Source organism: Roseimarinus sediminis (assembly GCF_050433125.1).
Taxonomy (GTDB): Bacteria; Bacteroidota; Bacteroidia; order Bacteroidales; family Prolixibacteraceae; genus Roseimarinus; species Roseimarinus sediminis.
Genome location: NZ_JBNPXV010000001.1, coordinates 405,276 through 430,593 on the forward strand (window position 1 = coordinate 405,276; position 25,318 = coordinate 430,593).

General features: G+C 41.0%; 18 protein-coding genes. 9 read left to right on the forward strand and 9 right to left on the reverse strand.

Annotated elements, in window-relative coordinates; translation table 11 throughout:
• Positions 1-167 precede the first annotated feature (167 nt).
• Entirely contained in the window at positions 168-1,262 is a 1,095-nt protein-coding gene (locus FHS86_RS01645) for a chorismate mutase (RefSeq protein ID WP_429410445.1), read from the reverse strand.
• Positions 1,263-1,295: 33 nt separating this feature from the next.
• On the reverse strand, positions 1,296-2,192 hold the full coding sequence (locus tag FHS86_RS01650) for a prephenate dehydrogenase (protein ID WP_429410447.1): 897 nt from the start codon (positions 2,190-2,192) through the stop codon (positions 1,296-1,298).
• A gap of 451 nt (positions 2,193-2,643) precedes the next feature.
• Here FHS86_RS01650 and FHS86_RS01655 point away from each other — a divergent pair, with 451 nt between their 5' ends.
• Positions 2,644-3,093, forward strand: a complete 450-nt coding sequence (locus tag FHS86_RS01655; RefSeq protein ID WP_429410450.1) for an Hsp20/alpha crystallin family protein — start codon at positions 2,644-2,646, stop codon at positions 3,091-3,093.
• Positions 3,094-3,139: 46 nt separating this feature from the next.
• Here the strand turns inward: FHS86_RS01655 and FHS86_RS01660 are convergent, their stop codons facing one another.
• The gene (locus FHS86_RS01660) at positions 3,140-3,517 is read right to left on the reverse strand and encodes a hypothetical protein (protein ID WP_429410452.1); all 378 of its coding nucleotides are present in this window, start codon (positions 3,515-3,517) and stop codon (positions 3,140-3,142) included.
• Between the two features lie 461 nt (positions 3,518-3,978).
• On the opposite strand from FHS86_RS01660, the gene FHS86_RS01665 reads away from it, so the two are divergent.
• Genes FHS86_RS01665 through FHS86_RS01685 form a run of 5 tightly spaced genes read left to right on the forward strand, consistent with a single transcriptional unit; the run spans position 3,979 to position 10,988 of the window.
• Positions 3,979-6,924: an ATP-binding protein gene (locus tag FHS86_RS01665; protein WP_429410454.1), complete on the forward strand. Its 2,946-nt coding sequence runs from the start codon at positions 3,979-3,981 to the stop codon at positions 6,922-6,924.
• 6 nt (positions 6,925-6,930) lie between these two features.
• Positions 6,931-7,509 carry a response regulator gene (locus FHS86_RS01670; protein WP_429410456.1) on the forward strand — a complete coding sequence of 193 codons (579 nt, stop codon included), beginning with the start codon at positions 6,931-6,933 and terminating at the stop codon, positions 7,507-7,509.
• A gap of 31 nt (positions 7,510-7,540) precedes the next feature.
• Positions 7,541-8,878: a UDP-glucose dehydrogenase family protein gene (locus FHS86_RS01675; RefSeq protein WP_429410458.1), complete on the forward strand. Its 1,338-nt coding sequence runs from the start codon at positions 7,541-7,543 to the stop codon at positions 8,876-8,878.
• The gene (locus tag FHS86_RS01680) at positions 8,875-9,822 is read left to right on the forward strand and encodes a UDP-glucuronic acid decarboxylase family protein (protein WP_429410460.1); all 948 of its coding nucleotides are present in this window, start codon (positions 8,875-8,877) and stop codon (positions 9,820-9,822) included. Before FHS86_RS01675 ends, FHS86_RS01680 begins: the two co-directional genes overlap by 4 nt.
• A gap of 29 nt (positions 9,823-9,851) precedes the next feature.
• On the forward strand, positions 9,852-10,988 hold the full coding sequence (locus FHS86_RS01685) for a hybrid sensor histidine kinase/response regulator (RefSeq protein ID WP_429410462.1): 1,137 nt from the start codon (positions 9,852-9,854) through the stop codon (positions 10,986-10,988).
• On the opposite strand, the gene FHS86_RS01690 is transcribed toward FHS86_RS01685, so the two are convergent.
• From FHS86_RS01690 to FHS86_RS01715, 6 genes are read right to left on the reverse strand one after another with little or no spacing between them, the layout of a single operon-like run.
• Complete coding sequence (locus tag FHS86_RS01690; RefSeq protein ID WP_429410464.1) at positions 10,978-13,524, reverse strand: malectin domain-containing carbohydrate-binding protein; 2,547 nt, start codon at positions 13,522-13,524, stop codon at positions 10,978-10,980. The genes FHS86_RS01685 and FHS86_RS01690 overlap by 11 nt on opposite strands.
• Before the next feature lie 30 nt (positions 13,525-13,554).
• Entirely contained in the window at positions 13,555-14,742 is a 1,188-nt protein-coding gene (locus FHS86_RS01695; RefSeq protein ID WP_429410466.1) for a glycosyltransferase family 2 protein, read from the reverse strand.
• Between the two features lie 14 nt (positions 14,743-14,756).
• On the reverse strand, positions 14,757-15,785 hold the full coding sequence (locus FHS86_RS01700; protein WP_429410468.1) for an acyltransferase family protein: 1,029 nt from the start codon (positions 15,783-15,785) through the stop codon (positions 14,757-14,759).
• Positions 15,786-15,806: 21 nt separating this feature from the next.
• Complete coding sequence (locus FHS86_RS01705; RefSeq protein ID WP_429410470.1) at positions 15,807-16,421, reverse strand: acyltransferase; 615 nt, start codon at positions 16,419-16,421, stop codon at positions 15,807-15,809.
• A 10-nt stretch (positions 16,422-16,431) separates the two neighbouring features.
• Complete coding sequence (locus FHS86_RS01710) at positions 16,432-17,643, reverse strand: glycosyltransferase (protein ID WP_429410471.1); 1,212 nt, start codon at positions 17,641-17,643, stop codon at positions 16,432-16,434.
• Positions 17,640-18,800 (reverse strand): glycosyltransferase family 4 protein, encoded by a 1,161-nt coding sequence (locus FHS86_RS01715; protein WP_429410473.1) that lies wholly within the window; start codon positions 18,798-18,800, stop codon positions 17,640-17,642. The genes FHS86_RS01710 and FHS86_RS01715 overlap by 4 nt, the downstream gene beginning before the upstream one ends.
• Before the next feature lie 128 nt (positions 18,801-18,928).
• On the opposite strand from FHS86_RS01715, the gene FHS86_RS01720 reads away from it, so the two are divergent.
• The 3 genes from FHS86_RS01720 to FHS86_RS01730 all read left to right on the forward strand — a co-directional run bounded on the left by FHS86_RS01720 (position 18,929) and on the right by FHS86_RS01730 (position 25,315).
• Positions 18,929-19,840, forward strand: coding sequence for a metallophosphoesterase (locus FHS86_RS01720; protein WP_429410475.1), 912 nt, complete (start codon positions 18,929-18,931; stop codon positions 19,838-19,840).
• Between the two features lie 125 nt (positions 19,841-19,965).
• Positions 19,966-24,675, forward strand: coding sequence for a PocR ligand-binding domain-containing protein (locus tag FHS86_RS01725; protein ID WP_429410477.1), 4,710 nt, complete (start codon positions 19,966-19,968; stop codon positions 24,673-24,675).
• A 4-nt stretch (positions 24,676-24,679) separates the two neighbouring features.
• Positions 24,680-25,315 (forward strand): hypothetical protein, encoded by a 636-nt coding sequence (locus tag FHS86_RS01730; protein WP_429410479.1) that lies wholly within the window; start codon positions 24,680-24,682, stop codon positions 25,313-25,315.
• Positions 25,316-25,318 lie beyond the last annotated feature (3 nt).

Here is a 25,318-nt window from a genome sequence, read left to right on the forward strand (position 1 = left end):
ATTTCCTACGTTTACTTCCGTATGGTCCAAAAGCAGGTGAATGCCTGAGTTGATGCCTGGCGGATATTGCCTGCAGTGCTGGAAGTAAAGCCGGTATCGGGGCCGACAGGCTTTCGCTCGTTTTTTAAATACAAAGGGGAGCTGCCGGCAGCTCCCCTTTGTTTGTTTTAGTCTTCTTTATCGATGAGCTCGGTTTGCTGACGGACCGAATCTTCGTGAATCAGTTGGAACAGTATTTTCACAAAAGTATCATCAAGTTTCAGCTTGCCGGCAGTTTCAATGCGCTGGTTCATCATTTTGGTCCAGCGGTCGATTTGCAGGGCCATCACGTTGTTGTTCTTCTTGTATTCGGCAATCTGGGTCACAATTTCGGCACGGGCCGAAAGGATTTCCATGAGCTCGGTATCGAGGGCATCGATGCGGCTTCGGAGCTGGTCGAGCTTACTTCCAAATTCGGCATCTTCGATGTTTTGTTTTCTGATCACCAGTTTGTCGATCAGTTTCATCAGGTCGGCCGGGGTAAATTGTTGTGCTGCATCGCTCAGGGCACACGAAGGGTCGATGTGCGATTCGATCATCAGGCCATCGAAGCCCATGTCGAATGCTTTTTGCGAAATTTCGCCCACCAGTTCGCGTTTACCGGCGATGTGACTGGGATCGCAAATAATGGGCAGGTTGGGCATGCTGCGTCTTAGCTCGATGTAGGTTTTCCAGCCCGGGTAGTTCCGGTACTTGCTTTCCTGATAAGGTGAAAAACCACGGTGTATGCCTACCAGTTTTTTTAGCCCCATGGCATTGAGCCGTTCCAAAGCTCCCATCCACAGCGACAGGTCGGGATTCATGGGGTTCTTCACCATTACTACCTTGTCGCTGCCTTTGAGTACATCGGCAATTTCCTGTACTACAAAGGGGCTGCCGGTTGAGCGGGCACCAATCCACAAAACATCGATGTCGGCTTTCAGGCACTCTTCGGTGTGTTGTGCATTGGCTACTTCGGTACCAACCATCAGCCCGGTTTCGGCCTTAATTTTTTTCAGCCATTCGAGGCCGATGGAGCCGATTCCTTCAAAGCTTCCGGGGCGGGTGCGGGGTTTCCATACGCCTCCGCGAATTACATGTACGCGGGGATCTTTGGCTAATTCACGGGCAGTGCTTAACGACTGCTCTTCGGTTTCGAGGCTGCAGGGGCCTGCAATCAGCAGCGGGTAGGGACTTTCGGGCATCCAGCTGCTCATCGGTGTAATATCTAACGCAATGGTCATGTTGTAAGTATTTATATTTTCAATTCAACTTTTTTATTTCGTATACATTTTGGTGGTTGTCGATTTCTTCCTTACCAGGTCCTGGCTTTCGCCATTCAGCAGGTCGCGTATTTTATTGGCCTTGTACATCAAATCGTACATGTGCTGCTGATCATCCTCCAGCAGGCTTTGTTTAAACTCTTCGAGATGGCGGATGTACACATTCAATGATTCAACAACGTAGGACTGATTTTGCTTAAAAATGGGGCCCCACATTTCGGGAGAGCTTTTGGCAAGGCGGGCTGTTGAACGAAAGCCACCACTTGCCAGGTCGAAAATGATTTTCCGGTCGTTGGTGTCGAGCACGGCATTGGCCAGGGCAAAGGCGGTGATGTGAGGAAGATGCGATACATGGGCCGTGGTGTGGTCTTGCTCGTCGGCGCTCATGTAGGCAAGGTCCATCCCCATGTCGTGGTACATCTTTTCGATTAAAGCCAGGTGTTGAGGACGACTTTTTTCCTGATCGCAAACAATGCAGATTTTTCCCTTAAAGAGTCCTTCGATGGCAGCATCGGGGCCCGAATTTTCGGTTCCCGACATGGGGTGGGCTGCAACATAGTTTCCTCTCATGGGGTGGTTCTCAACTGCTGCGCAAATGTTGAGCTTGGTTGAACCAACATCGGTGACCGATGCGGCGGGGTGAATTTTGTCGAGAATTTGAGGCAGTACCTGTTCTATTTTGTCGACCGGGATGGCCAGCAATACGATGTCGGCTTCGCTCACACCCTGTTCAAGGCTGCTTCCACGGTCGGCCAGGCCAAGTTCCAGTGCCCGCTTAAGATGGGCTTCATTGTTGTCGACCCCGATGATCTCAGTGGCAAAACCTGAATTCCTGAGGTCTTTTGCCATTGACCCGCCTATGAGTCCCAGGCCTACAATTGTTATTTTCATCTGTTCTGAAATAGGTTCAAAAAAAAAGGGCTCCGTGTTCCGGAACCCTATAAACTGTATCTTTTCATTAAGCAACACAAATCTATACGATTCCTTTTTTGGTACCGAAATAATAATAGAAATAAAAATAAGTGTTGCTATAAGTGCTCATTATCGAATGATTATGGCACAAATATAATTTATTATTCAAGCGATGCAAGCACTGGCGGCCATAAAAAATTAGCTGGTAAAATTCAATTAACATGATCAGCTTTCCTGTTTTTGTGTCAATAAAGAATGTTTAAAAGCGGAAAAAATGTCGTAAAAGGTTGATTAAAAGTGAAAAGACGTCAGGTTTTACTGGTCGAAGACTGTCAATATTTCTTATTTTTTGTGGTGGTACAGGCTTTGATTTGTGATGATTCGAGTTTGATTATTTAAATGTTGAATTAAATAGAAGGAGGATTTAGCCATGACACTAGTTAGAAGAAGCAACAATTATTTTCCATCATTTCCAACATTCTTTGATCGTTTTTTCAATGACGAACTGATGGATTGGGGCAGTCGTAATTTTTCATCGACCAATACCTCGATTCCTGCCGTAAATGTGAAGGAAGATGACACCAAATATGCCATCGAGGTAGCTGCCCCCGGAATGAAAAAAGAAGATTTCAATGTAAAACTTGAAAACGATGTACTGACGATTTCTTCTGAACAAAAAAACGAAACAGAAGACAAACAGGAGGGTTACAGCCGGAAAGAGTTCAGTTATCAGGCTTTCCAGCGTTCGTTCACCTTACCCGAAGGCCATGTCGACAGTGACAATATTTCGGCCAGGTACAGCGATGGAATTCTTTACATTGAACTTCCCAAGCGGGAAGAGGTGAAGCCAAGGCCACCGAAAATGATTGACATTTCGTAACTTAAGATTGACAAAAAGAAACCGCCTTTTGGAGGCGGTTTCTTTTTTATACGGCAGTGGCAAACTTATGACTAAGCAATGTAATTGCTTCTTCGCGGGTGGAGCACACCTGAACATTCCGCCCGGTAAGTTTGATGAAGCCCTTGTAGAAAATTTGCATCAACCCTTTGAGCCCGATCACAGCACTTTCTTTAACAAAGGGTGAGTTCCCGTTTACATAAGCAATGAAGGCATTGTAAATTTCGGTATTAAAATGCATTCCTTCGAGGTTGGTTATGGTATGAATCGATCGTGGACGCTGCTTCTTTATGTAAGCGCCAAACACCTCAATTTGCTTAAAAATTTGTTCTTTTGATTTCAGATTGGAAAAATCGAGATAGACAATTTCCTCTTTCCCTGAATTGATAATTTCTACTTCTCTCATGGTTACGGTTTAAAAGTAAAACTGGTTTTTTGGTTAAATATAATACCAAAAGCATGACAAAGTCAATAAGGTTTTAGTGAGTGGCTCAATAAATTGAGTGATTATTGGTTTGTTAATGATGAATATTTAAATCGTTGCCCAAAGCAATTAATGAAATTTATCCTTTTTGCAAGGCAGGTCTGGTATTGTGACGTACGATCAATTAATTAACAATGTTAGAATTAATGTGTCATTTTCTCTCTGTTGCTATTTTAATGGTTTAAATATTTTATGCTAAGATTGAATTTTGACATTTATTGTGAATTGGACAACCAGGGCAGGTAAAACGAAACCAGGAATATATATTTAAAAATAATTATTGGGAAAAGATTTCTCGATACGGATAGTTTAGCAACATTTACTTAAATTACAGTCTGTTTTTGTTATTAGACAATTCGAATTGTTTTATTAAGGCATAATTTATGGCAAGTGAAAAACAAAAAAGGCTAGAAGCAGATGAGCTGGAGAAAGAAAAAAGTCTGGTGTTTAATAATTCCGGGCAGCAATCTGAAATTTTTAAGCATCAACCAATCGAATCATCCCAAATGGATTTGAATGCGATCATCAACTGCGTTCCCGACCTGATTTGTAAAACCAATATGCAGGGCTTAATTACTTTTGCCAACACCAAACTGATAAAAAACCTTGGCTTTAGTTCAGTCGGTGAGCTTATTGGCAAGAATGTTTTCGATTTTATTGATGATGAATACAAAGAAAAAGTGAAGGCTTATGTTGCCAGGCTGATAAAAAAGAAACAATGCTTAGGCTATTACGAACTTACTTTTAAAACACTCACAGGGGAGGAAAAGCTTCTACGAAGCAACATTCACCTGTTTAACGAAAATTGCCCCGGTTGCACCGATCGTCAGGATGCGATACAGAAATTACAGTCATCGCTTGAAAATAAGCTGGCATTAACTTACAATGAAGTAATTATCATTTCACACGATATAACCGAAGAGCGACTATCGAAAAAAAGGAACAAGGAACAAAGCCGCAAGCTCGAAAAAATACTCAAGCAACAAGTCCTGCTCTCAAATGTAGCCGTTGAGCTGAACACGTTAAGCAGTTTCGATGAAAAAGTAAATAATTCGCTTAAAATAATTGGTGAACACCTTGGAATAAGCCGTTTATATATTTTCGAAAACACCCCCGACATTACGGCCACATCAAACACATTTGAATGGTGCGGCGAAGGGATTTCGCCTCAAATTGACGAACTTCAAAATATACCGTACGACGAAGCAATACCTTCGTGGAAATATATGCTGATGAACGATGGGATTGTGTATTCTGAAAACATATACAATTTGCCCGACGATGTAGTTGCAGTACTTGAGCCACAAGGTATTAAATCTATTGTGGTACTTCCCATTACAGTTGATAATTCGTTCTTTGGTTTTATTGGATTTGATGAATGCGTTCAAAACCGACACTGGGAAAAGTCGGAACTAGAACTTTTGAGAACTTTAGCCAGTATCATTTCAAATGCTTATGAACGAAAGCGCATCGAAGAAAACCTTCAGAAAAGCGAGCAGGAAAACAGGGCAATTATCGATGCCATACCCGACTTTATTTTTATTCATGACAAAGAAAACAGGGCGAAGAGTTTAAAACGTTCATCGGTTCAAAACCTGCCTTTTCATTTAAACAATAACCCCGTTGGCAAGCTCCCTTCGGAATTGTTCAGCAACGATTTTGCCAGGCAATTTGAATCGGCCCTTAACGAATGTCGCAGCAACGATGTTTTCCAATTCGATTATCAATACGAGATTGACAGTCTGATGCGCGACTTTGAGGCACGTATGATACATATTAAGGATGACGAAGTGATTACGATTATCCGCGATGTGACCAGCATTAAGGAAAACGAAAAGCAACTAAAAATAGCCAAAGAAGAGGCAGAACAAATGTCAAAGGCAAAGAGCGAGTTTCTGGCCAATGTATCGCACGAAATACGCACACCCATGAATGCAATTCTAGGCTTTAGCGAAATATTGCTCGACAAAGTGGAAAACCCCAAACACAAAGAACAAATCAAAGCCATCATCAGTAGCGGCCGCACTTTATTATCGTTGATTAACGACATACTCGATTTATCGAAAATTGAAGCAGGAAGACTCGACTTTGAGTTCGAGCCCATGAATTTTAATCATAAAATAGACGAGATACAGCAGTTGTTTAACCCAAAAGTACAGCAAAAACAACTAGCGCTTGAAATAATCACATCACCAAATGTGCCCAAATTTATTTTAATGGACGAAGTACGTTTTCACCAAATTTTATTCAATATTGTGGGCAATGCCATTAAATTTACCGACAGGGGCTATGTGAAAATCGAATCAAAAATTGTAAATCAAAACAAAAACAAATTCGACTTATCCATTGAAATTGAAGACTCAGGCATTGGGATACCTAGTGACCAACTCGATAAGATTTTCGATGTATTTACCCAACAAAGCGGTCAAAGCAACCGCTCATACGAGGGCACAGGGCTTGGACTGGCAATCACCAAAAAGCTGCTTGAAAAAATGAACGGCGAAATTTTGGTAAAAAGCAAAGTTGGCAAAGGAAGTACTTTTACCATTTTGCTTTATAACGTAGAAGAAGCCGAAGGTGGTCAGTCGCCAGACAAACCCTCCGACACAACCGATAATAATTTGATATTTGAAAACAGTACAATTTTAATTGTTGACGATATTGACTTCAATATTCAGGTAACAAAGCAATTACTTGAATACGAAGGCTTAAATTTTTTGGAATCGAACAGTGGAGAAAAAGCCATTGAAATGTTGGAGTTTGAAAAACCCGATTTGATATTCATGGACATCAGGATGCACGGCATGAGCGGCATATCGGCAACCGAAATAATAAAAAACCGCCCCGAATGGAAGGAAATCCCCGTTATTGCACTCACCGCTTCGGCCTTGCAGCATGATGAGCACCAAATCAAAAAAATGTTCAACGGTTATATCCGCAAACCAGCCAGTAAAAAGGATTTATTGAATGCCGTAAAGCAATTCCTGCCTTACAAAACCGAAAAAGAACAAACCCCGCATACCGAAGATATTTTAAGAACCCGCTTGAGCGATCCAGCCAATCGGGAACTAATAGCGCAAATGACACAAGAATTAGAAAAACAATTTATTCAAAAGTGGCATAGCATTAAAGGCACTTTGGTAATTTTCGAAATTGATGAATTTTGTACCGATTTGGCAAAATTCAACACCAAGTACCAGTGCGTGATATTGCAACAATACATCGATATTTTAAAAGACAGCGTAAACGAGTTTAATGTAGAAGAGATTGAACAAAACTTAAACGCATTTGAGGTATTAATTAACAAATTCAAAACTGCGCTAAAATAAAAAAACATGGCAACCATACTTATAGTTGACGATAACAAAAAGAACCTACAGGTACTCGGCAATATATTGGCAGAAAACAAGTACCGTGTGGCCATGGCCATTGATGGCACAAAGGCTTTAGAGCTTGCCCCAAAATTACGCCCCGACATCATTTTGCTTGATATTATGATGCCCGGCATTGACGGTTTTGAAGTATGCAGTACATTGAAAAAAGACACATCCACTTGCGATATTCCCATTATTTTCCTCACTGCAAAAGTTGATCTGGAAGATGTGGTTAAAGGCTTTACTGTTGGAGGTGTCGATTACATTACCAAACCATTCAAAAAAGAAGAATTGCTGGTGCGCATCAAAACCCAGTTAACACTTTTAGAACATCGGTGCAAAATTGAACAACAAGCCAAAGAGCTGAAAGAATTAAATAGCTTTAAAGATAAAATATTGGAATCGATCGGTTCGGGGCTTAAAGAAGCCTTGGATAATTTTTCACAAAACACATCAAATGAACAAGAAATTCATCGATCAAAGTCAATTGATGAATTAATTCAATTACTAAACGAATTAAAATCAATAACATACAAATAATAAGAATTCAAAAACCTAAAACATATTCAATATGAAAATTGCAGTTATCGGAACCGGTTATGTAGGTTTAGTTTCAGGCACATGTTTTGCCGAAACAGGTGTGAATGTAGTGTGTGTCGATATCGATGAGTCGAAAATCGAAGGTTTAAAAAAGGGCATTGTGCCCATTTACGAGCCTGGCTTAGAGGAAATAATCAAACGTAATGTCGAAAAAGAGCGCCTGACTTTTTCGACCAACCTGAAAGAAAGCATTGCCGAAGCCGAAGCGGTTTTCATTGCTGTTGGCACTCCTCCCGACGAAGATGGCAGTGCCGACCTTAAATACGTTTTGGGTGTTGCACGCGAAATTGGCGAACACATGGAGCAATATTTGGTTGTAATTACCAAAAGCACCGTTCCGGTAGGTACATCGATGAAGGTGAAGGCCGAAATTGTAAAAAAATTGGCAGAGCGCGGCGTTGATATTGAATTTGATGTAGCCTCGAACCCCGAATTTCTAAAAGAAGGAAATGCTGTTGACGACTTCCTTAAACCCGACCGTATTGTAGTTGGCGTTGAATCAGAACATGCCGAAAAAGTAATCCGTAAGCTTTATAAACCCTTCCTACTCAATGGCCACCCAATATTGTTCATGGACATCACCTCGTCGGAAATGACCAAATATGCAGCTAACTCAATGTTGGCCACCAAAATCAGTTTTATGAACGATATTGCCAACCTTTGTGAGCTGGTAGGCGCCAATGTTGACCATGTGCGCAAGGGAATTGGTTCCGATGCACGAATAGGCAACAAATTTATATACCCAGGCACAGGTTACGGAGGTTCGTGCTTCCCAAAAGATGTTCAGGCTTTGGTAAGAACGGCAAACGAATATGGACATCCGCTTGAGATACTACAAGCAGTTGAAGCAGTGAACTATCGTCAGAAATCTGTTCTCGTGACTAAAATTAAAAAGCATTTTGGAAATAATCTCTCCGGAAAACGCTTTGCCATTTGGGGCTTGTCGTTCAAACCTAAAACCGACGACATGCGCGAAGCACCATCACTGGTTATTATTGATGAATTGATTAAAGCTGGTGCCGAAGTAGTGGCTTACGACCCTGTTTCGATGCACGAAGCCGAGCGTATTTTAGGCAAAAAGATCAGTTTTTCAAAAGACGAATACGATACCTGCATCGATGCCGATGCGCTGGTTGTGGTAACCGAATGGGCAGAATTCAGGATACCAAATTTCAGGGTATTGGGTAAACTGCTCAAAGAAAAAACCATTTTCGATGGACGTAATATTTACGACATGGAAGAAATGCAAGAATTGGGGTATAACTATTACAGCATTGGCCGTAAGACAATTAAAAACCAAACAGTATGAAAAGGATACTAGTAACAGGTGGAGCCGGGTTTGTAGGCTCTCACCTCTGCGAAAGACTTTTGAACGATGGACACGAAGTGATTTGTCTCGACAATTACTTCACCGGAAAAAAAAGCAAGATTGTACACCTGTTAAACAACCCATATTTTGAATTAGTAAGGCACGATGTAACCATGCCCTACTTTATTGAAGTTGATGAAATATACAATCTGGCTTGCCCTGCTTCTCCTGTACATTATCAATATAACCCCATCAAAACCATCAAAACATCGGTGATGGGGGCAATCAATATGCTTGGATTGGCCAAACGCATCAAAGCAAAAATACTTCAGGCTTCGACCAGCGAAGTATATGGCGACCCCGAAATTCATCCACAAACCGAAGATTACTGGGGCCATGTTAACCCAATAGGAATCCGTTCGTGTTACGACGAGGGAAAACGTTGTGCCGAATCGTTGTTTGTAAACTATCACGAGCAAAACAATGTGAATATCAAAATAATACGCATTTTCAATACTTACGGACCAAAAATGGAGCCCAACGATGGGCGTGTGGTATCAAACTTTATAGTACAAGCATTGCAAGGCAAGGACATAACTATTTTTGGCGATGGAACACAAACCCGCAGTTTTCAATACGTAAGCGATTTGGTTGAAGGAATGGTGCGCATGATGAACTCTCCCGCCGATTTTCATGGCCCTGTAAACATAGGTAATCCCGGCGAGTTTACCATGCTCGAACTGGCACAAAACATTATCGACCTTACAGGCACTAAATCGAAAATTGTTTACCTACCCTTACCGGCTGACGACCCAACTCAGCGACAACCCGATATTTCGCTCGCAAGGGAAAAACTGAACGGCTGGGAACCTAAAGTACCTCTAAAAGAAGGTTTGATAAAAACAATTGATTATTTCGACAAGCTGTTAAAAACCCAAAAATAAAATTGACAGCAAGTTAAAATTTCAGACATATGGAAAATAGCGAAGACGTCTTTGTTCCAACAATCTTAGTTGTTGACGACAATAAACGTAACCTTCAGGTTGTAGGGAATATACTGCACAATGAGAAATACAAAGTAGCAATGGCTATTAATGGTTTAACTGCACTTAAATTAATTTCGCAGTTAAAACCCGATTTGGTATTGCTCGACATTATGATGCCCGAAATGGACGGCTACGAGGTATGTAAAAAACTGAAAGAAAACCCCGAGACAAAAGAAATCCCTGTAATTTTCCTTACAGCAAAGGTCGAAACCAACGATATTGTAGAGGGCTTTAATCTAGGCGGAGTCGATTACATTACCAAACCATTTAAGCAAAAAGAATTACTGGTTCGTATTAAAACACATCTCGACTTACTTAACAGCAAACGCAAAATTGCGACTCAAGCCAATGAACTTCAGGCATCCAACATTTTTAAAGACCGCCTTTTCTCAATTATTGGGCACGACCTGCGTTCTCCGCTTTCATCGATAAAATTCACTATCGATATGATGAAAAGCGGGGTTATAGAATTTGGTGACGATTTTTTTTATGAAATACTCGGACAGTTGGCTAAAACCACCGACGAAGCCTATTCATTGCTCGAAAACCTTTTGGGTTGGGCAAAATCACAAAGTGGCAACCTGCCAGTAGTACCTGAAGTATTTTCGTTAAAAGATATGGCCGAAAGCGTTGCTCGACTGCAAGAATTAAACTTAAACAATAAGAACATAGAGCTTTTGTTACATATTAACGATAACATTAATGTTTTCGCCGATAACCAAATGATCAATACTGTTTTACGCAATTTGCTTTCGAATGCCATTAAATTTACACCCAATGGTGGAACAATTCAAATAATGGCAAAAGAAGCGCACGAAAACATGGTTGAAGTGGCTGTTATCGATTCAGGAGTTGGGATTTCGGAAGACAACTTAAAACGTTTGTTCAATAATTCTAATCCTTTGAAGACGTATGGCACCAACAACGAAGCCGGAAGTGGCTTGGGACTGATACTGTGCAAGGATTTTGTCGAAAAAAACGGGGGCACATTAAATGTTAAAAGTGACGAAGGAAAAGGAAGTACATTCTCTTTCGACATTCCATTACTGGCAATTAGCGAATAATCAGTTTAAATACTTTACTAATGCCATCGTGGCCTGACATGTGAAGAAGATATGTACCATTTTTTATTTTGTTTCGATCGATGTTTACCTTTAGAAAGTGGGGATTATCTGCAAAAATGGGAAAATCATCAAGCTTTTGCCCATTTGTATTATAAATTTTAAAGTCATAACCCCCAATTAAAGTATCACTTAACGAGAAAACATAAAACCAATCGTTTACCGGATTAGGGAAAAGATGGTACGTAGTATTTTCGGGAAGATTGAACTCTTTGCCCGGCAAATAGCCAAATTTAATTTCAATACCATTTAGTTTTACCTGATTCTGCAAGGGTAATAAACGAATTTCAAGTTGACTTTGGATAGATGTAACAAAAAAAGTCTTCTTTAACGCATTAAACCCGGCATATTTGTAAATTGAAAAGTTCTCCGCCTCGATATCACCATTGATCTCAATTGAAAAAACCGACTCCTTTGTATCTAAAAAATCCTTTTCGTTTTCCGCAAAGAAAAGATTTACGGTATACATTCCATTTTGACAAGGAAAAATCCAATGCATAGCTTCGTTGTTTAAAGTATAATTCCATGGCCCAAAAATACATGAAGGGGCCGAGCTTGTATTTTTACCATTCCAGCTATGACTACCTGTACTGTGATTTTTCGACAATTCATAATACAACGGATTGTTGTAATTACCTTCCCACTCTGTTGGTTCATCATCAATAGAAGGACCACCGCAATTCACCCTGTAAACTACATCGCCCTTACTCAATTTAAATGTTTCAACAATTACTGTAAACTCGACAACTTTAGGCTCATTAAACCCATCGGTTGCAATAATTTGCAATTGATTGTACACCCCCTCATCAGCAAAGTGGGGATAAAGTTCTATCATATATTCTTGCATATCGTTGCTGAGCAATTTAACAAATGGAGGGAAGTTTTCTGCTGTAATTGTAAGCCTGTCCCCATCGGCATCGGAGTATGAAATTGGGAATTGCTGCCGCTTATTAACCACCACCTCAACGATGTTAGAGAAAGTCAGTATTGGAGGGCTGTTGTCTTTGCTCCTTACTGCAATATTAAATTGTTTGCGTGCTTTTGCATGGTGCGAATAATCACTCGCCGTTAATATGATCGGATATATCCCTTCGTGCTCAGCCTTTGGTGCCAAGTGTAACTCAAACTTTCCATTCTCATTATTAATAATTTGAGTAAACTGAGGTAGTGTAGAGAGCATGATCTTAACCGAATCGTTGTCGAATGTTTCGGCAGTAAAAAGCAAAATAGTATCGGCACCGCTTTCAATAACTATGTCATCAACCAACCCAATACTGGGCGTATAATTAAACTTGTGTCCCAGCCCTGTTTGAGGCCCCAATACTTTGTATTGATCGGGGTTCTGAATTGCCAAATTGAAATCACCATTTTCCGGATCGACAATAAGCAATGGCTCAATCTGCACTATTGCATTATTTTGTACTACGATGTTGGGATTTCTGGGCGATATGTCGTGGTAAAAATCGCCAATACCCTCCCAGTAATTATCCTCTATTCGCATGGGATTTAACTCATTGTAATTCACCACCACATTTTCGCGGGTAATATTGCTAAAATAGTTATTGTTTACAACAATCTCGGCCAAGGCATCTGTCACTTTCCTGTTGTCGATAAACAATCCTCGGTTGTTGGCAATGTAATTGTTGTAGATGTTGATATCGCCCGAACCAAATTCGATAAAACCATTCTCGTGAGCATTCATCACAATGTTGTTGTAGAAATTCCCTATGGTATTATCGCCAATTTGTATGTTGTTACCCTGACCGCCCTCCATTGTCAATCCCGAATTCAGAATCAAGTTATTGTAAACCTCAACATCATCGACCATATTTGCTATTTGAATACCCTCTCGCCCATTGTTGTACATGATGTTATTATATACACGCACATGCCTGAACTCCATACCGGGTGTTCTTGTTTCACCAAGATACATGCTTTCGGTTACATTTTTGATCAAACAATTGTGTATGGCTAGTTTCTCGAAAACCGGAATGGGTTCGGGGGGCTTGCCGTAATAATCATCTTTTACTACAATACCAAAAAAACCCTGATGGTCGATCTCAACGTGTCCAATTTCGATGTTTGATGATTGACGGTTTACCGATATTCCACTATTGATAGCTGATAGCTTAAAGCCATAAACACTTTCGGTAGTGCCACTGCCTATAAATTTTATGTGCTTGCAACTTCGAAATTCAATGGCACTCTGATTATTCGTTGAATTAATATTAACAATGCCTCCTTTGTTGATGATTGTAATCGGTAAAAGTTCATTGCCTTCAAGCTCTGAAAATAGAACACTTTCCGTTCTGCCACTTTCAATAAAGATGGTATCGCCTCCTTTAGGCGAAGGAGTAAAATAATTGGGTGTAACAAAAACAGGCGAGTTTTGATTAATTGTAAATGACCTTACTTCCCCTTTTAATTGAATCAAAACCACTAAAACCCCAAATATGAATAGAAAAGCCTTCACCAACATTATAACCCTCCAATTTAAACCGAAGCCATTTTATCCCCTTTTTGCCCGCTCCCATTTAACCGACTGTTTGCCTTTTAAATATCTGTTAAACCCTAAATAAACAGATAAGTTCATGATAAAAAAGTAATACGGGACAAAAAGCACCTTCACCTTTATTCTGCGGTTTTCGAGAAACCAACCGGTAAGTGCGGCCGCATAAAACAAGGCTTGGCCGGCAAGTAATAGCGGATAAATATTCAACGTAAACAAACCCTGATTAACAGCCAATATTGCGTTGAGCGGTATAATCAGCAAAAGCAAAAGTGGTGTAAGTGTCCACCTCAGAACACGGTGAGATATGTACTGGAACGATAAAGTACCATATTTGAATATATTGAGTAATGAACGAAGCCTCACAACCGATTGGATGCCGCCCGCGGAAATGCGGATTTTACGTTTCAATTCTTCTTTAACATTGGCCGAAGCTGTTTCAATGGCGTAGGCATTTGGATTGTATTGAATAGTGAACCCCTTCATGGCTACACGCAAGGAAATAATAAAATCGTCGAGCAGGGTATCTTTTTCAACCTCTTGCCAAAGTTCGGTGCGTATGGCAAACAGTTCGCCTGCGGCACCAACTACCGAGTAAAGTTCGGCATCCCACTTTTTCAAGGTCGATTCGTATTTCCAGTACAAACCTTCGCCTGCACCGGCAGCGGCATCGGCCTCTTTTTTATGAATGCGCTTTTCGCCCGACACACAGCCCACTTTGGGGTTTCTGAAAAGCTTTACAATTTCGAGGATCGAATCTTCGCCTAAATCGGTATTCCCATCGGAAAAAATGATGATGGGGGTTTTTACAAACTGCACACCACGGTTCATGGCAGCAATTTTGCCTCGGCGTTCGGGTTGGTGATAAACATCAATGCCGTCGTAACTTTTCAACAGTTCAGGTGTTCCATCGTCCGATCCATCGGTAACCCAAACATGCCGCACTTTTTCTTTTGGGTATTTCAAACTAAAAGAATTTTGAACCTTCTGATGCAGGTAATCTTTTTCATTATAAGCAGTTACAAACAGCGTGACTTCCGGCTCATAGTCCTTGTTACCGGTAAACGGTTTGTGCAAGCCTGTAATGCGCCTGAATTTGATGATCAGGTACAGCAAAATCCCATATCCCAAATAGGAATAGAAAATCACAAACAGGAATATCCAGAATAAAATTTCAATTGTTGTCATATTTTCTGCATTTATTATTTCTTCTGCTTAAAACTTCTCCCTAAAAAAAGCAAACGGGTAATACCAAACCTCTTGAATATTTCTTCGAGTATTATTGGCAGGAACAAGCCCAGAGCCAATGATATAAAGAAAACAACGGGTGTATAGGTAAGCCCCAATTTGTGCAAGATTATACGCCCGCCCGAGGTTCCGAACGAATGGAACAGGTAGATGGTGTAGGCATAGCTCCCCATCCAAACCAGCCATTTTACCGAGAAATTGATGCGTAAACAAACAACAACACCTGTAACACCGATTATTAAACCCAGACCTCCGCTTGATGAAAGATTGTAATTAATTACTTGATACCAAATGAGTTGTTGAACTACTAAACCAGCTATAAGTATTACAGCACAAAGCCAAACAAATACCTTATTGCTTAATTGTTGCTTAAATCGCTTAATGCCAATACCAATAACAAAAAATGGGAATAAATAAATGGCACCTTTAAAACCAAAATAATTGGGGAACTCTTGTGGAATAACCATATCCCGAATGAGCAGAAAGAATAAGGTCACGAAAAAGAAGACCAGAAATCCACTGAATTTATTGATCAAACCATAGGCATCGACAAAGGAAATGAGCACAAATACAATAAAGAGCGATTGCAAGTACCAATAAAAGGTATATGGAAACACAAGTATCCTCCAAATGTCTTTTAATTCGTACGAAAAATTGGTTCCCGGAATAACCGACTGCATGGTGTAATATATTCCACCAACCAAAAATAGCGGAAATAAAAGCCTCCTGATTTTCTTGATATTAAAATCGATGATTTGCCCGTTTTGTGCTGGCCACAAAGCATAAACCCAGCCTGAAATAACCGTAAAAAGAGGCATTCGTAAGTACTGAAACGAATAATACAAATGGCGGAGAAACGAATCGTCGGCCACTTTCATGCCCCCATCGGCAGCTGAACCAATAACATGTCCCATCACAACCAGTATAATTGCCAAGCCCCGCAAGGTCTCGATCGATGTGTCTTTTTTTGATGAAATTGTCATACCCATTTACTATCTATTGTTTTAAACTCTCTCCCATTTCTGGGTTTTGTGGTTGAACTGTTTGATCACTTTCGCCGGGTTTCCTACTGCAACCGAAAAAGGCGGGATGTCTTTGGTTACCACGCTACCTGCTCCAACCTGGCAACGTTTGCCAATGGTTACACCAGCCAGTACCACCGAGTTGGCACCAACATGGGCTTCATCTTCGATAACCGTGGGACGAATGTCGAGTGCTTGCTGACTCGAGTTCTTTCTACCATCGGCATATCCATGATTGAAGCCCGAAACGAAAACATGCTGCCCCAAGCCTGAGCCATTTCCCATTGTTACCGGACCTATAATAACCGAACCAATACCCACCCGTACCCGGTCTCCTAGTATGATGTGGCCCGAACCGTTGTTGATGGTGCAAAAATCTTCGATGGTGGTCAATGCCCCGATTTCAAAGCGGTTCCATGGAAAAACATCCACACGCGACCTGCGCCTGATGGTAGAACCTTTGCCCCTTTTGTGAAAAAACGGGTTCACCAACCAACGCACCCATAAGCGAGGACGCGGGTTGCGTTTTGGAGAGATGCTCCAAAGAACCAATGCTTTGATCTTCTGGTTCGATTTAAGTTTTTGCTTAATTCCCATGCTATTTGTTTTAAACGGTTATTCCCTTCTCGCTTGCAACTATTTTGATATACTTATATATCTCATTCAAATTATTTTCCCAACTATGGCTGACTCCAAAAGCCCTACGTTGCTTTTCTTTGGTTAAATTATTTTCGGCCAAAGCTTTCTCGGCCAAAACAACATAATCTTCTTTGCTTTTACCTAAATAGGTATAGTCTTTAAAGTATTCCATGGCTTTTGTGGCCGATGCCAGTATGGGTTTCCCCATGGCAAGGTATTCATCAATTTTGCGCGGATAGTTACCAATAGTGGCATCGTTGATCAGTTGCGGGTTCATGGCCACATCGAATCCTTCAATGTAATTGGGCAACTCCGATGAATCGCGGCTTCCCAAAAAATACACATTTGGCAATTGGTGCAGTAATGAACTTTTAAATTGCTCATCTTCGGGGCCAACCAACACAATGCTCCAGTTTGGCCGTTGTAATGCCATGTATTCAATAATTTCGATGCTCAAACGTCGTGAGGATAAAAACCCAACATACCCAATTATGGGTTTTGGTATAGATTGAAGGTCGGCAGAAACTTCAATTTGCCGTAATTCATTGTTGAACAAGGTAGTATCGCAACCTTGTCCCACCATGTACGAATGTGGGTTAAATTGAGCGCCATATTCGGCATACAAGGTTGAATTGTTTACCACTAAATCAGACAAGGCGATTAGCTGTGGCTCAATGCGCACGCCATGTTTTCGCCAATAGGGGTTTTTAGTCAAAAAGTCGCGCATGTAATAAACCGAAACACTTGGTTTGAGCAATTCTTTAAGGTGCAAACCGAGGAACATAGAGCTATCATTAAACAGGATAACATCCTTAAAACCCAATCGTTGAATAGCCGATTGAATATCGGAGGCAAATTTCTTTGAATTGCTACGGTTAATAAAATCGAACACCGACTTGATTTTCATCCAGTTGATCGATTCAATTATGCTTTTAGGATAGAGGTTCCAAAGGTTGTCATCCAGCTTAACCAAGTCTGGGTCATTACCCTTTTTAACCCGAAGCCGTTTTTTGATTTTATCGGTATGCCGCTCTTTCCATCTCGAAATCCGGTCGAGGGGTGAATTTACATACAAAACACGGTTGTGCTTGGCCATTTCGGTAGCAATGTTCTTACAATTGCTTCCAATTTCGATATCCCAAGGCTGAATGCCTATAATAACAATGTCTTTTCCCTTCATTGTTTTTTCGGTTTTTCAAGTTCAGCAACAACTTCGTTATAAATAGCCAAATAGTTTTCGGCCATTTTTTTCCATGAAAACTGACTAGCACGCTCCAGTCCTTTTTCAATTAGCTGACTCCTTAATGCGCTATCGTTTAGAATTTCTTCGATTGCAGCTTTGATATCGTTGCTATTTTGAGGATTGACGAGCAAGGCTGCGTTGCCTGCCACTTCTGGCATCGACGAGGTGTTTGAAGTGATAACAGGCACGCCGCAGGCCATGCCCTCTAGTATTGGAATTCCAAAACTTTCGCGCAACGAAGGGTATAGAAAAATGGTTGATTGCGAAATGATGGCAGGCAAATCGGTATTCACCACATAGCCGGTAAGGTGAATGTCGGGACGCATTTCGGGATGACCAATTTCAGTTAAAATGGCTTGTAAGGCCGATTCTTCGTAGTCGAGCATGACCAACTTGTATTTTTCAGTGCTCGTTGCATTGAATTCGGCAAAAGCTTTAAGCACATTGGGCGTGTTTTTCTTGGGGTCGGTATTGCCCAAAAAGAATATGAAACGTTCGGGTAAATGGTACTTTTCCTTCGTTTTTTGAAGTACTACGATATCGATAATTTTCTTAAAGTGCTCGCCAACACCATTGTAAACGGGTACTAATTTTCGATTATCGAGTTTGAAAAAATCGGCAATGCGCTGTTTTTCGAAATTGGATACCGTGCTAACGCGTAAACTTTTTCGAATAACAGGAGGTACAACGAAACGCCGGTAAACATTGCCCAGTTTTTGGTACCATGTGCCACCTTTTTTGAGAAGCATGATGCTTTCCATGTAAATAATATCGTGCAAAATAGTTACCAAAGGTACTGCTGAAAAAACGGGGCCGGTATTGCTGGTACAGTGTAAAAGCTGGCACCCTTCGCGTTTTGCCGCACAGGGTAAGGCAAACTGTTCCCAAGTGGGGTAAGGCCCGCCGCCCAGCTCAACTATTTTGAAATTGGGCGCAGGTGGAATGCACCCTCTATCTTCGTCGGGTTTCACAAATATAACGTACTCATTTTCTCTATCAATAAGTTGCAAGTTCTTGATCAGTTCAAGTGCAACCATGTCCATTCCGTGTTTCTTTTTACGAAAAAGTCGCTGGCCTTCAATCCCAATACGCATACTCCTATTTTTTCCTTAATTTACAAAACATATCCAATCAAACAGCATTTAAAATCTGTTTTTTCTACATTGAAATGCTATGATTCAGTTAGAAAAATCGGAAATTGTTAGTTCAAAATGTAATTGCCATGAAGCAAGAACGAGTTATATGGGCAGCTGCGAGGTTAGCCATGGAAAGCAGCCAAAAAAAGAACAGGCGCAACGGTTCGAGTGGAATTCGCTATTGGGCCAGTTTCGAAAAGGTATTGGGCCTATTTGTTTGGCTGTTGCGTGTTACAGGCTTACATAAAAAGGGAATTCAAAATGCCATAAACATCAACTGTGTTCATCATTCAATTGCATTCGAGAGTTTACCGGCAAGTTTCCACAAGTTCAGAATTTTGCACCTTACCGATTTACACATCGATGGCAATCCACTTATGCTTGATCCTCTGATTGAACAAATTTCAAAAGTTGAATACGACATTTGTCTAATTACCGGCGACTTTCGTTTTTGCACTCATGGCAAAATATCGGGGTTAATAACGCCGCTTAAAAAATTGATTGAAATTATTAAAGCCCCTTATGGAATTTATGCCACTTTAGGCAACCACGATTCGCAATCGATGGTTGAGGTTTTTGAAAAGATGGACATTGTCATGCTGATCAACGAATCGGTTAAAATCAGAAAAGACATCGATGAGATTGTGTTGACCGGCATCGACGATGTACATTATTACTACACCGACAATGCCATACATGCCATGGAGCAATCGCCCGATGGTTTTAAAATTGCGATGGTGCACTCGCCCGAAATGTTCGATATAGCAGCTGATAACTATTACAGCTTGTATTTATGTGGGCACACCCATGCCGGACAAATATGTTTACCTGGCGGAAAACCCGTTTTCAAACACCTATACACAGGGAAGAACCTCACCAAGGGATTTTGGAAACTAAACGGGCTCATCGGCTATACTAGTGCAGGTTGCGGCACTTCGGGCATACCAATCCGGTTCAATTGCAAGGGCGAAATTACCTTGTTCACTTTGATAAGCTGATCTATAAAATATAATTTTGGCGTGATTAATTATGCCCTAAAAATGCGCCCTGTTTTTAACCTAGTCTCTATTAGTTTTTTTTAAATTTATCGGGTTCGCAATTTACACAATCATAAGGGGAGAGAATGAAAAACAACATCAGTCAGCTAATCGACATTGAAAAACTGGATGCCTTACTCGAAGGGTTCAACAAAACAACAGGATTTGTTACTGCAATTCTTGACCTCGAGGGCAACGTGCTGTTCAAGTCGGGATGGAGGCAAATGTGCACAGAATTTCATCGCATCAATCCTGAAATATCGAGAAAGTGTGTCATCAGCGACACTGAATTGGCCAATAAAATGGGCCAAGGTAAAAAGTTCCATTTTTACAAATGCTTAAACGGCTTGATCGATGTTGCGGTTCCTATTATCATCGACGGAGAACATGTTGCCAATCTTTTTTCTGGGCAATTCTTTTTTGAAGAACCCGATGTTTCCTTTTTTAAAAAACAGGCTGAGAAATATGGTTTCGACGAAGAAAAATATTTAGCAGCCCTCAAAAAAGTGCCTGTAGTATCGGAGGAGAAAGTCAAAACTGACATGGACTTCCTGCTTGATATGACCCTGCTTATTAGTGACTTGTCCATACAGAAAGCAGCACAGGTTGAAATGAACAAGCAAATCAGTGAGTGCAAAAACAAATTTGAATCGGTATTTGAATCAGCAAATGTTGGAAAATCAATAACCTTGCCCACGGGCGAAATGTATGCAAACCAAGCATTTTGTGATATGTTGGGCTATTCACGAGAGGAATTGCGGAACAAAAAGTGGCAGGATTTAACCCCTGAAGATGAGGTTCTTGTTATTCAAGCTTTTCTGAATCCCCTGCTAAATGGAAAAACAGATTCGGCCAAGTTCGAAAAAAGATATATCTGTAAAAACGGAACCTATATTTGGGCCGATGTAAATGTTTCACTCCAATGCGACGAAAATGGCAACCCACTTCATTTCATTACTACGATCATTGATATCACCGAAAACAAGCAACTAAAAGAGGCTTTAGAAAAACGTATTTTAGCCCTTACCCAACCAATGGATAATTCAGACGGAATTGGTTTTGATGAATTGTTCAACATATATGACATCCAACGGTTACAGGATGAATTTTCCTTAGCAACAAATGTGGCTTCGATCATTACTCATCCCGACGGAACTCCAATCACAAAACCTTCCAATTTCTCCCGCTTATGCAGTAAGATAATCCGCAAAACCGAAATCGGGTGTGCCAATTGTTTCAAATCGGATGCTGCTCTTGGGCAGCCAAACTCCGAAGGCCCTACTGTACGACCTTGTTTGAGCGGCGGACTATGGGATGCCGGAGCTGCCATTCATGTGGGCAATCAACATATCGCAAGCTGGATGATAGGACAGGTACGCGACGAAGAGCAAAGCGAAGAAAAGATACGAGAATATGCTGCACTTATTGGTGCCGATGAAGATGATGCAGTAGCGGCATTTCGAGAACTACCTTCCATGTCGCGCCAACAGTTTGAGCAGGTCGCAAAAACCCTATATACCCTTGCCAATTTATTTTCAAACACGGCATATCAGAATGTAAAACAAGCCAGATTCATTACTGAACGCAAACAAGCGGAAGAAAAAGAAAAGGAACTGCTGAAAAAATTCGAACTTATTGGACTGCATTTGCCTGGCGTTATCTACCAGTTCCGGCTCCGTGCCGATGGTTCATTCCATTTCCCCTACGCTAGCCATGGAATTTCCAACATCTATGGAGTAAAACCCGAAGTAGTAGAACAGGATGCTGCCGAAGCTTTTAAAGCTATCCATTCCGATGATTTACTACGGGTTAGCACATCAATCAACCATTCTGCCCAGACCCTTACACCTTGGCACGACATGTACCGTGTTATTCAACCTACTGGTAAAACAATATGGGTAGAAGGGAACTCTACACCACAAAAACTAGAGGATGGTAGCATAATTTGGCACGGATTTATTCAGGATGTTACCAAACGCAAACTCATAGAAGAATCCCTAATCAAAAGCGAAGAACGATTTCAACTTGCAATGCGTGCTTCAAACGATGGATTGTTTGACTGGAACCTGATAACCAACGAAATTTATTACTCTCCGAGTTGGAAGAAAATGCTCGGATATGAGGATCATGAGCTTCCGAACGATTTTTCGGTTTGGGAAACCACTACCTCCCCAGAAGATGTTAAGAGATCATGGGATCTTCAACAGAAACTTATCGCCAAGCAGGTTGACCGTTTTGAGATGGAAATCAAAATGAAACACAAAAACGGGCATTGGGTAGATATACTGTCGCGAGCAGAAGCCATCTTTAATGATAAAGGAAAAGCTTTAAGAATAGTTGGCACCCACACCGACATCACCATACGCAAGCAGACTGAAATAGCACTTCAGGAAACCATTAACCAAAGAGATCTGCTTGCCAAACACGTACCTGGTGTACTTTATCAATATCGCCTCCGACCAGATGGCAGCTCTCATTTTCCGTATGCAAGCGATGGAATAATGGATATTTATGGAGTTACACCTGAACAGGTGCTTCACGATGCAACTTCCGTTTTCAAAGTGCTTCACCCCGAAGACATTAGAAGGGTTACAGAAACCATTCAGGAATCGGCCCGAAGCCTTAAGGCATGGTACGATACTTACAGGGTAAACCATCCTAATGGCCAAACCATTTGGGTCGAAGGAGAATCAACACCTCAAGCGCAAGACGATGGGAGTATCCTTTGGCACGGATATATTCGCAATATTACTAAAAGAATGCAAGCCGAGGAACAACTCCGCAAGCTGTCGCAAGCAGTAGAGCAGAGCCCTGCCAGTGTAGTCATCACAGACACCAAAGGTTATATCGAATATGTGAACCAAAAATTTACCGAGGTTACTGGCTATACAGCCAATGAAGCTATTGGCCAAAACCCAAGTATTCTCAAGTCGGGCGAACAGTCGGAAGCATTTTATAAAGAGCTGTGGGAAACCATATCTTCGGGCAAAGAGTGGAAAGGAGAGCTACACAACAAAAAGAAAAACGGAGAATTGTATTGGGAATCGGCCAGAATATCGCCCATAACCAATGAAAAAGGTGAGATTCTAAACTACCTTGCCATAAAAGAAGATATTACAAAATTGATGCAAGCCGAACTAAACTTCCGGCATTCTATCGATCAGTCTCCACTTGGCATCCGGATTGTGTCACTTAAAGGAGAAACCGTTTATGCCAACCAGGCTTTCCTCAATATATTCGATTTCAATTCGTTTGATGAATATGCCAGAACCCCGGCCCAAAAACGGTATAGCGTAGAAAGTTACAAGGAACACTTGGAAAGAAAAGAAATAAGGAAGGAAGGAAAAGAAGTTGCCGATTACGAAATAAGCATAAGGCAGAAAAATGGAAAAATAAAGCATGTAAAAGTATGGCGCAAAGAAGTAATCTGGAATAGAACTAAACACGTGCAAGTTATTAATCAAGATGTTACCGAACAAAGGAATCTCTATAACGAGTTACTGATCGCCAAAGAAAAAGCCGAAGAAAGAGAGGATCGAATCAAAATTCAGAATCAGGACATTTTATTCAACAACGAACGTCTTGAAAGTTTATTAAGAGTATCACAATTCCAAACAGAATCAGTTCAAGAACTTTTAGATTTTGCTTTAAAACAAGCAGTTGATTTAACTAAAAGTAAAATTGGATACATCTATTTTTATAACGAAGAGAAAAAGCAGTTTATTTTGAATTCTTGGTCGAAAGAGGTAATGAAAGAATGTGCAGTTGCAAGCCCACAAACTGTTTACGATTTAGACAAAACCGGTTGCTGGGACGAGGCAGTTCGACAAAGAAAACCAATAATGATCAATGATTATCAGGCCAAAAACCCTATCAAAAAGGGGATCCCTGAAGGTCATGTTAAACTTGAAAAATTCTTAACAATCCCAGTAATCTTCGATGACAGAATTGTTGCTGTAGCTGGTGTTGGCAATAAATCTACCAATTACGACGACACTGATATACGTCAATTAACCCTTTTAATGGACAGTGTTTGGAAAATGTCGGAACGTTTGATCTTAGTTAAAGATTTGCTTTCAGCCAAAGAAAAAGCCGAAGAGAGCGACCGCCTCAAATCTGCTTTCCTTGCCAATATGAGCCACGAAATACGAACACCCATGAATGGTATACTGGGTTTTATGGAGTTACTACAAGAGCCTGATTTGGAGGAAGAAACAAAAAAGGCCTACATTGATATTATGAGCAAAAGCGGGCAGCGCTTGCTGAATACCATTAACAACATTATCGAGATTTCTAAAATTGATGCACAACAGGTGAAGATTAATAAAGACCAATTCTGCATTGTTACCTTGCTCAAAGAACTAAGCGACTTTTTCCAGGCCGAAGCAAAAGCAAAAGGCATAAAATTGCATGCAAAGTTGCCCGAACATGCTCTAGTCATAACATCGGACAGAACAATGCTTGAATCGGTATTTACCAACTTGATAAAAAATGCACTAAAATTTACCCCGACAGGAGAAATTGTACTTGGCATAGAACAAAGCAGCAGTCATTTAACCGCTTACGTAAAAGATACGGGTGTTGGTATTGATGCCGAAAAAGTTGAGAACCTATTTCAACGATTTGTTCAGGGCAGCGAGTCAAACTTAACACGCAAGTTCGAAGGGAGCGGACTCGGATTAAGCATTACCAAGGAATATGTGAACCTTCTGAACGGTAAAATATGGGTCGAGTCGGAAGTGGATAAAGGCAGTGTTTTTTATGTAAAATTTCTGAAACCGGAACAAATTGATTAACCTGATGCTTACGAAAAGAACCGAATGTGTGCGGCTTACCTGGGCAGGAAGATTACTTGTTTTGCTGGTGTTGTTTATTTTACTGGTTGTTGTGGGTCGCATTCTTCCCTATTTCCTTAGCCCCAACAAACCAATTAATGGCCAAATTCTGGTGCTCGATGGTCAAGTACCTGATTATGCCATTGAACGGGCCATTGAAATTTTCAATAAGGGAAACTACGAACTAATTGTAACAACTGGAAGCAAAATATCTGAAGGATTTCATGTTTCAGCTTTTAAAACCATGGCCGATTTGTCACGAGGCACTTTTCTGGCACTGGGCTTCGACTCAACAAAAGTGATTGCACTGCCAACCCAATTTGTTGAACGCAACCGTACGTTCAATTCGGCCAACACCCTAAATCAATGGTTAATTGCAAACAGACCAGATGTCAAATCCATCGATGTCTTGGCCATAGGTTGCCACGCAAGGCGAAGTTGGTTCCTTTTCGACAAGGCCAACTGCAAGCAGGTTCGGGTAGGTATTATCTCAACCCCACACCGTGGTTTCGACATTGATAAATGGTGGAAAAACAGCATCGGCACCCGCATTGTGCTTAGCGAAACCATTGCTTACTTTTTTGTGAAAATCAGCACCTGAGTA

Bases quoted from the DNA above. Each gene is read 5' to 3' on its own strand.
- FHS86_RS01720 (WP_429410475.1), top strand. From the start codon at position 18,929: ATGAAGCAAGAACGAGTTATATGGGCAGCTGCGAGGTTAGCCATGGAA.
- FHS86_RS01680 (WP_429410460.1), top strand. From the start codon at position 8,875: ATGAAAAGGATACTAGTAACAGGTGGAGCCGGGTTTGTAGGCTCTCAC.
- FHS86_RS01685 (WP_429410462.1), top strand. From the start codon at position 9,852: ATGGAAAATAGCGAAGACGTCTTTGTTCCAACAATCTTAGTTGTTGAC.
- FHS86_RS01660 (WP_429410452.1), bottom strand. From the start codon at position 3,517: ATGAGAGAAGTAGAAATTATCAATTCAGGGAAAGAGGAAATTGTCTAT.
- FHS86_RS01645 (WP_429410445.1), bottom strand. From the start codon at position 1,262: ATGACCATTGCGTTAGATATTACACCGATGAGCAGCTGGATGCCCGAA.
- FHS86_RS01715 (WP_429410473.1), bottom strand. From the start codon at position 18,800: ATGCGTATTGGGATTGAAGGCCAGCGACTTTTTCGTAAAAAGAAACAC.
- FHS86_RS01675 (WP_429410458.1), top strand. From the start codon at position 7,541: ATGAAAATTGCAGTTATCGGAACCGGTTATGTAGGTTTAGTTTCAGGC.
- FHS86_RS01710 (WP_429410471.1), bottom strand. From the start codon at position 17,643: ATGAAGGGAAAAGACATTGTTATTATAGGCATTCAGCCTTGGGATATC.
- FHS86_RS01695 (WP_429410466.1), bottom strand. From the start codon at position 14,742: ATGACAACAATTGAAATTTTATTCTGGATATTCCTGTTTGTGATTTTC.
- FHS86_RS01705 (WP_429410470.1), bottom strand. From the start codon at position 16,421: ATGGGAATTAAGCAAAAACTTAAATCGAACCAGAAGATCAAAGCATTG.
- FHS86_RS01730 (WP_429410479.1), top strand. From the start codon at position 24,680: ATGCTTACGAAAAGAACCGAATGTGTGCGGCTTACCTGGGCAGGAAGA.
- FHS86_RS01650 (WP_429410447.1), bottom strand. From the start codon at position 2,192: ATGAAAATAACAATTGTAGGCCTGGGACTCATAGGCGGGTCAATGGCA.
- FHS86_RS01665 (WP_429410454.1), top strand. From the start codon at position 3,979: ATGGCAAGTGAAAAACAAAAAAGGCTAGAAGCAGATGAGCTGGAGAAA.
- FHS86_RS01690 (WP_429410464.1), bottom strand. From the start codon at position 13,524: ATGTTGGTGAAGGCTTTTCTATTCATATTTGGGGTTTTAGTGGTTTTG.
- FHS86_RS01700 (WP_429410468.1), bottom strand. From the start codon at position 15,785: ATGACAATTTCATCAAAAAAAGACACATCGATCGAGACCTTGCGGGGC.
- FHS86_RS01670 (WP_429410456.1), top strand. From the start codon at position 6,931: ATGGCAACCATACTTATAGTTGACGATAACAAAAAGAACCTACAGGTA.
- FHS86_RS01725 (WP_429410477.1), top strand. From the start codon at position 19,966: ATGAAAAACAACATCAGTCAGCTAATCGACATTGAAAAACTGGATGCC.
- FHS86_RS01655 (WP_429410450.1), top strand. From the start codon at position 2,644: ATGACACTAGTTAGAAGAAGCAACAATTATTTTCCATCATTTCCAACA.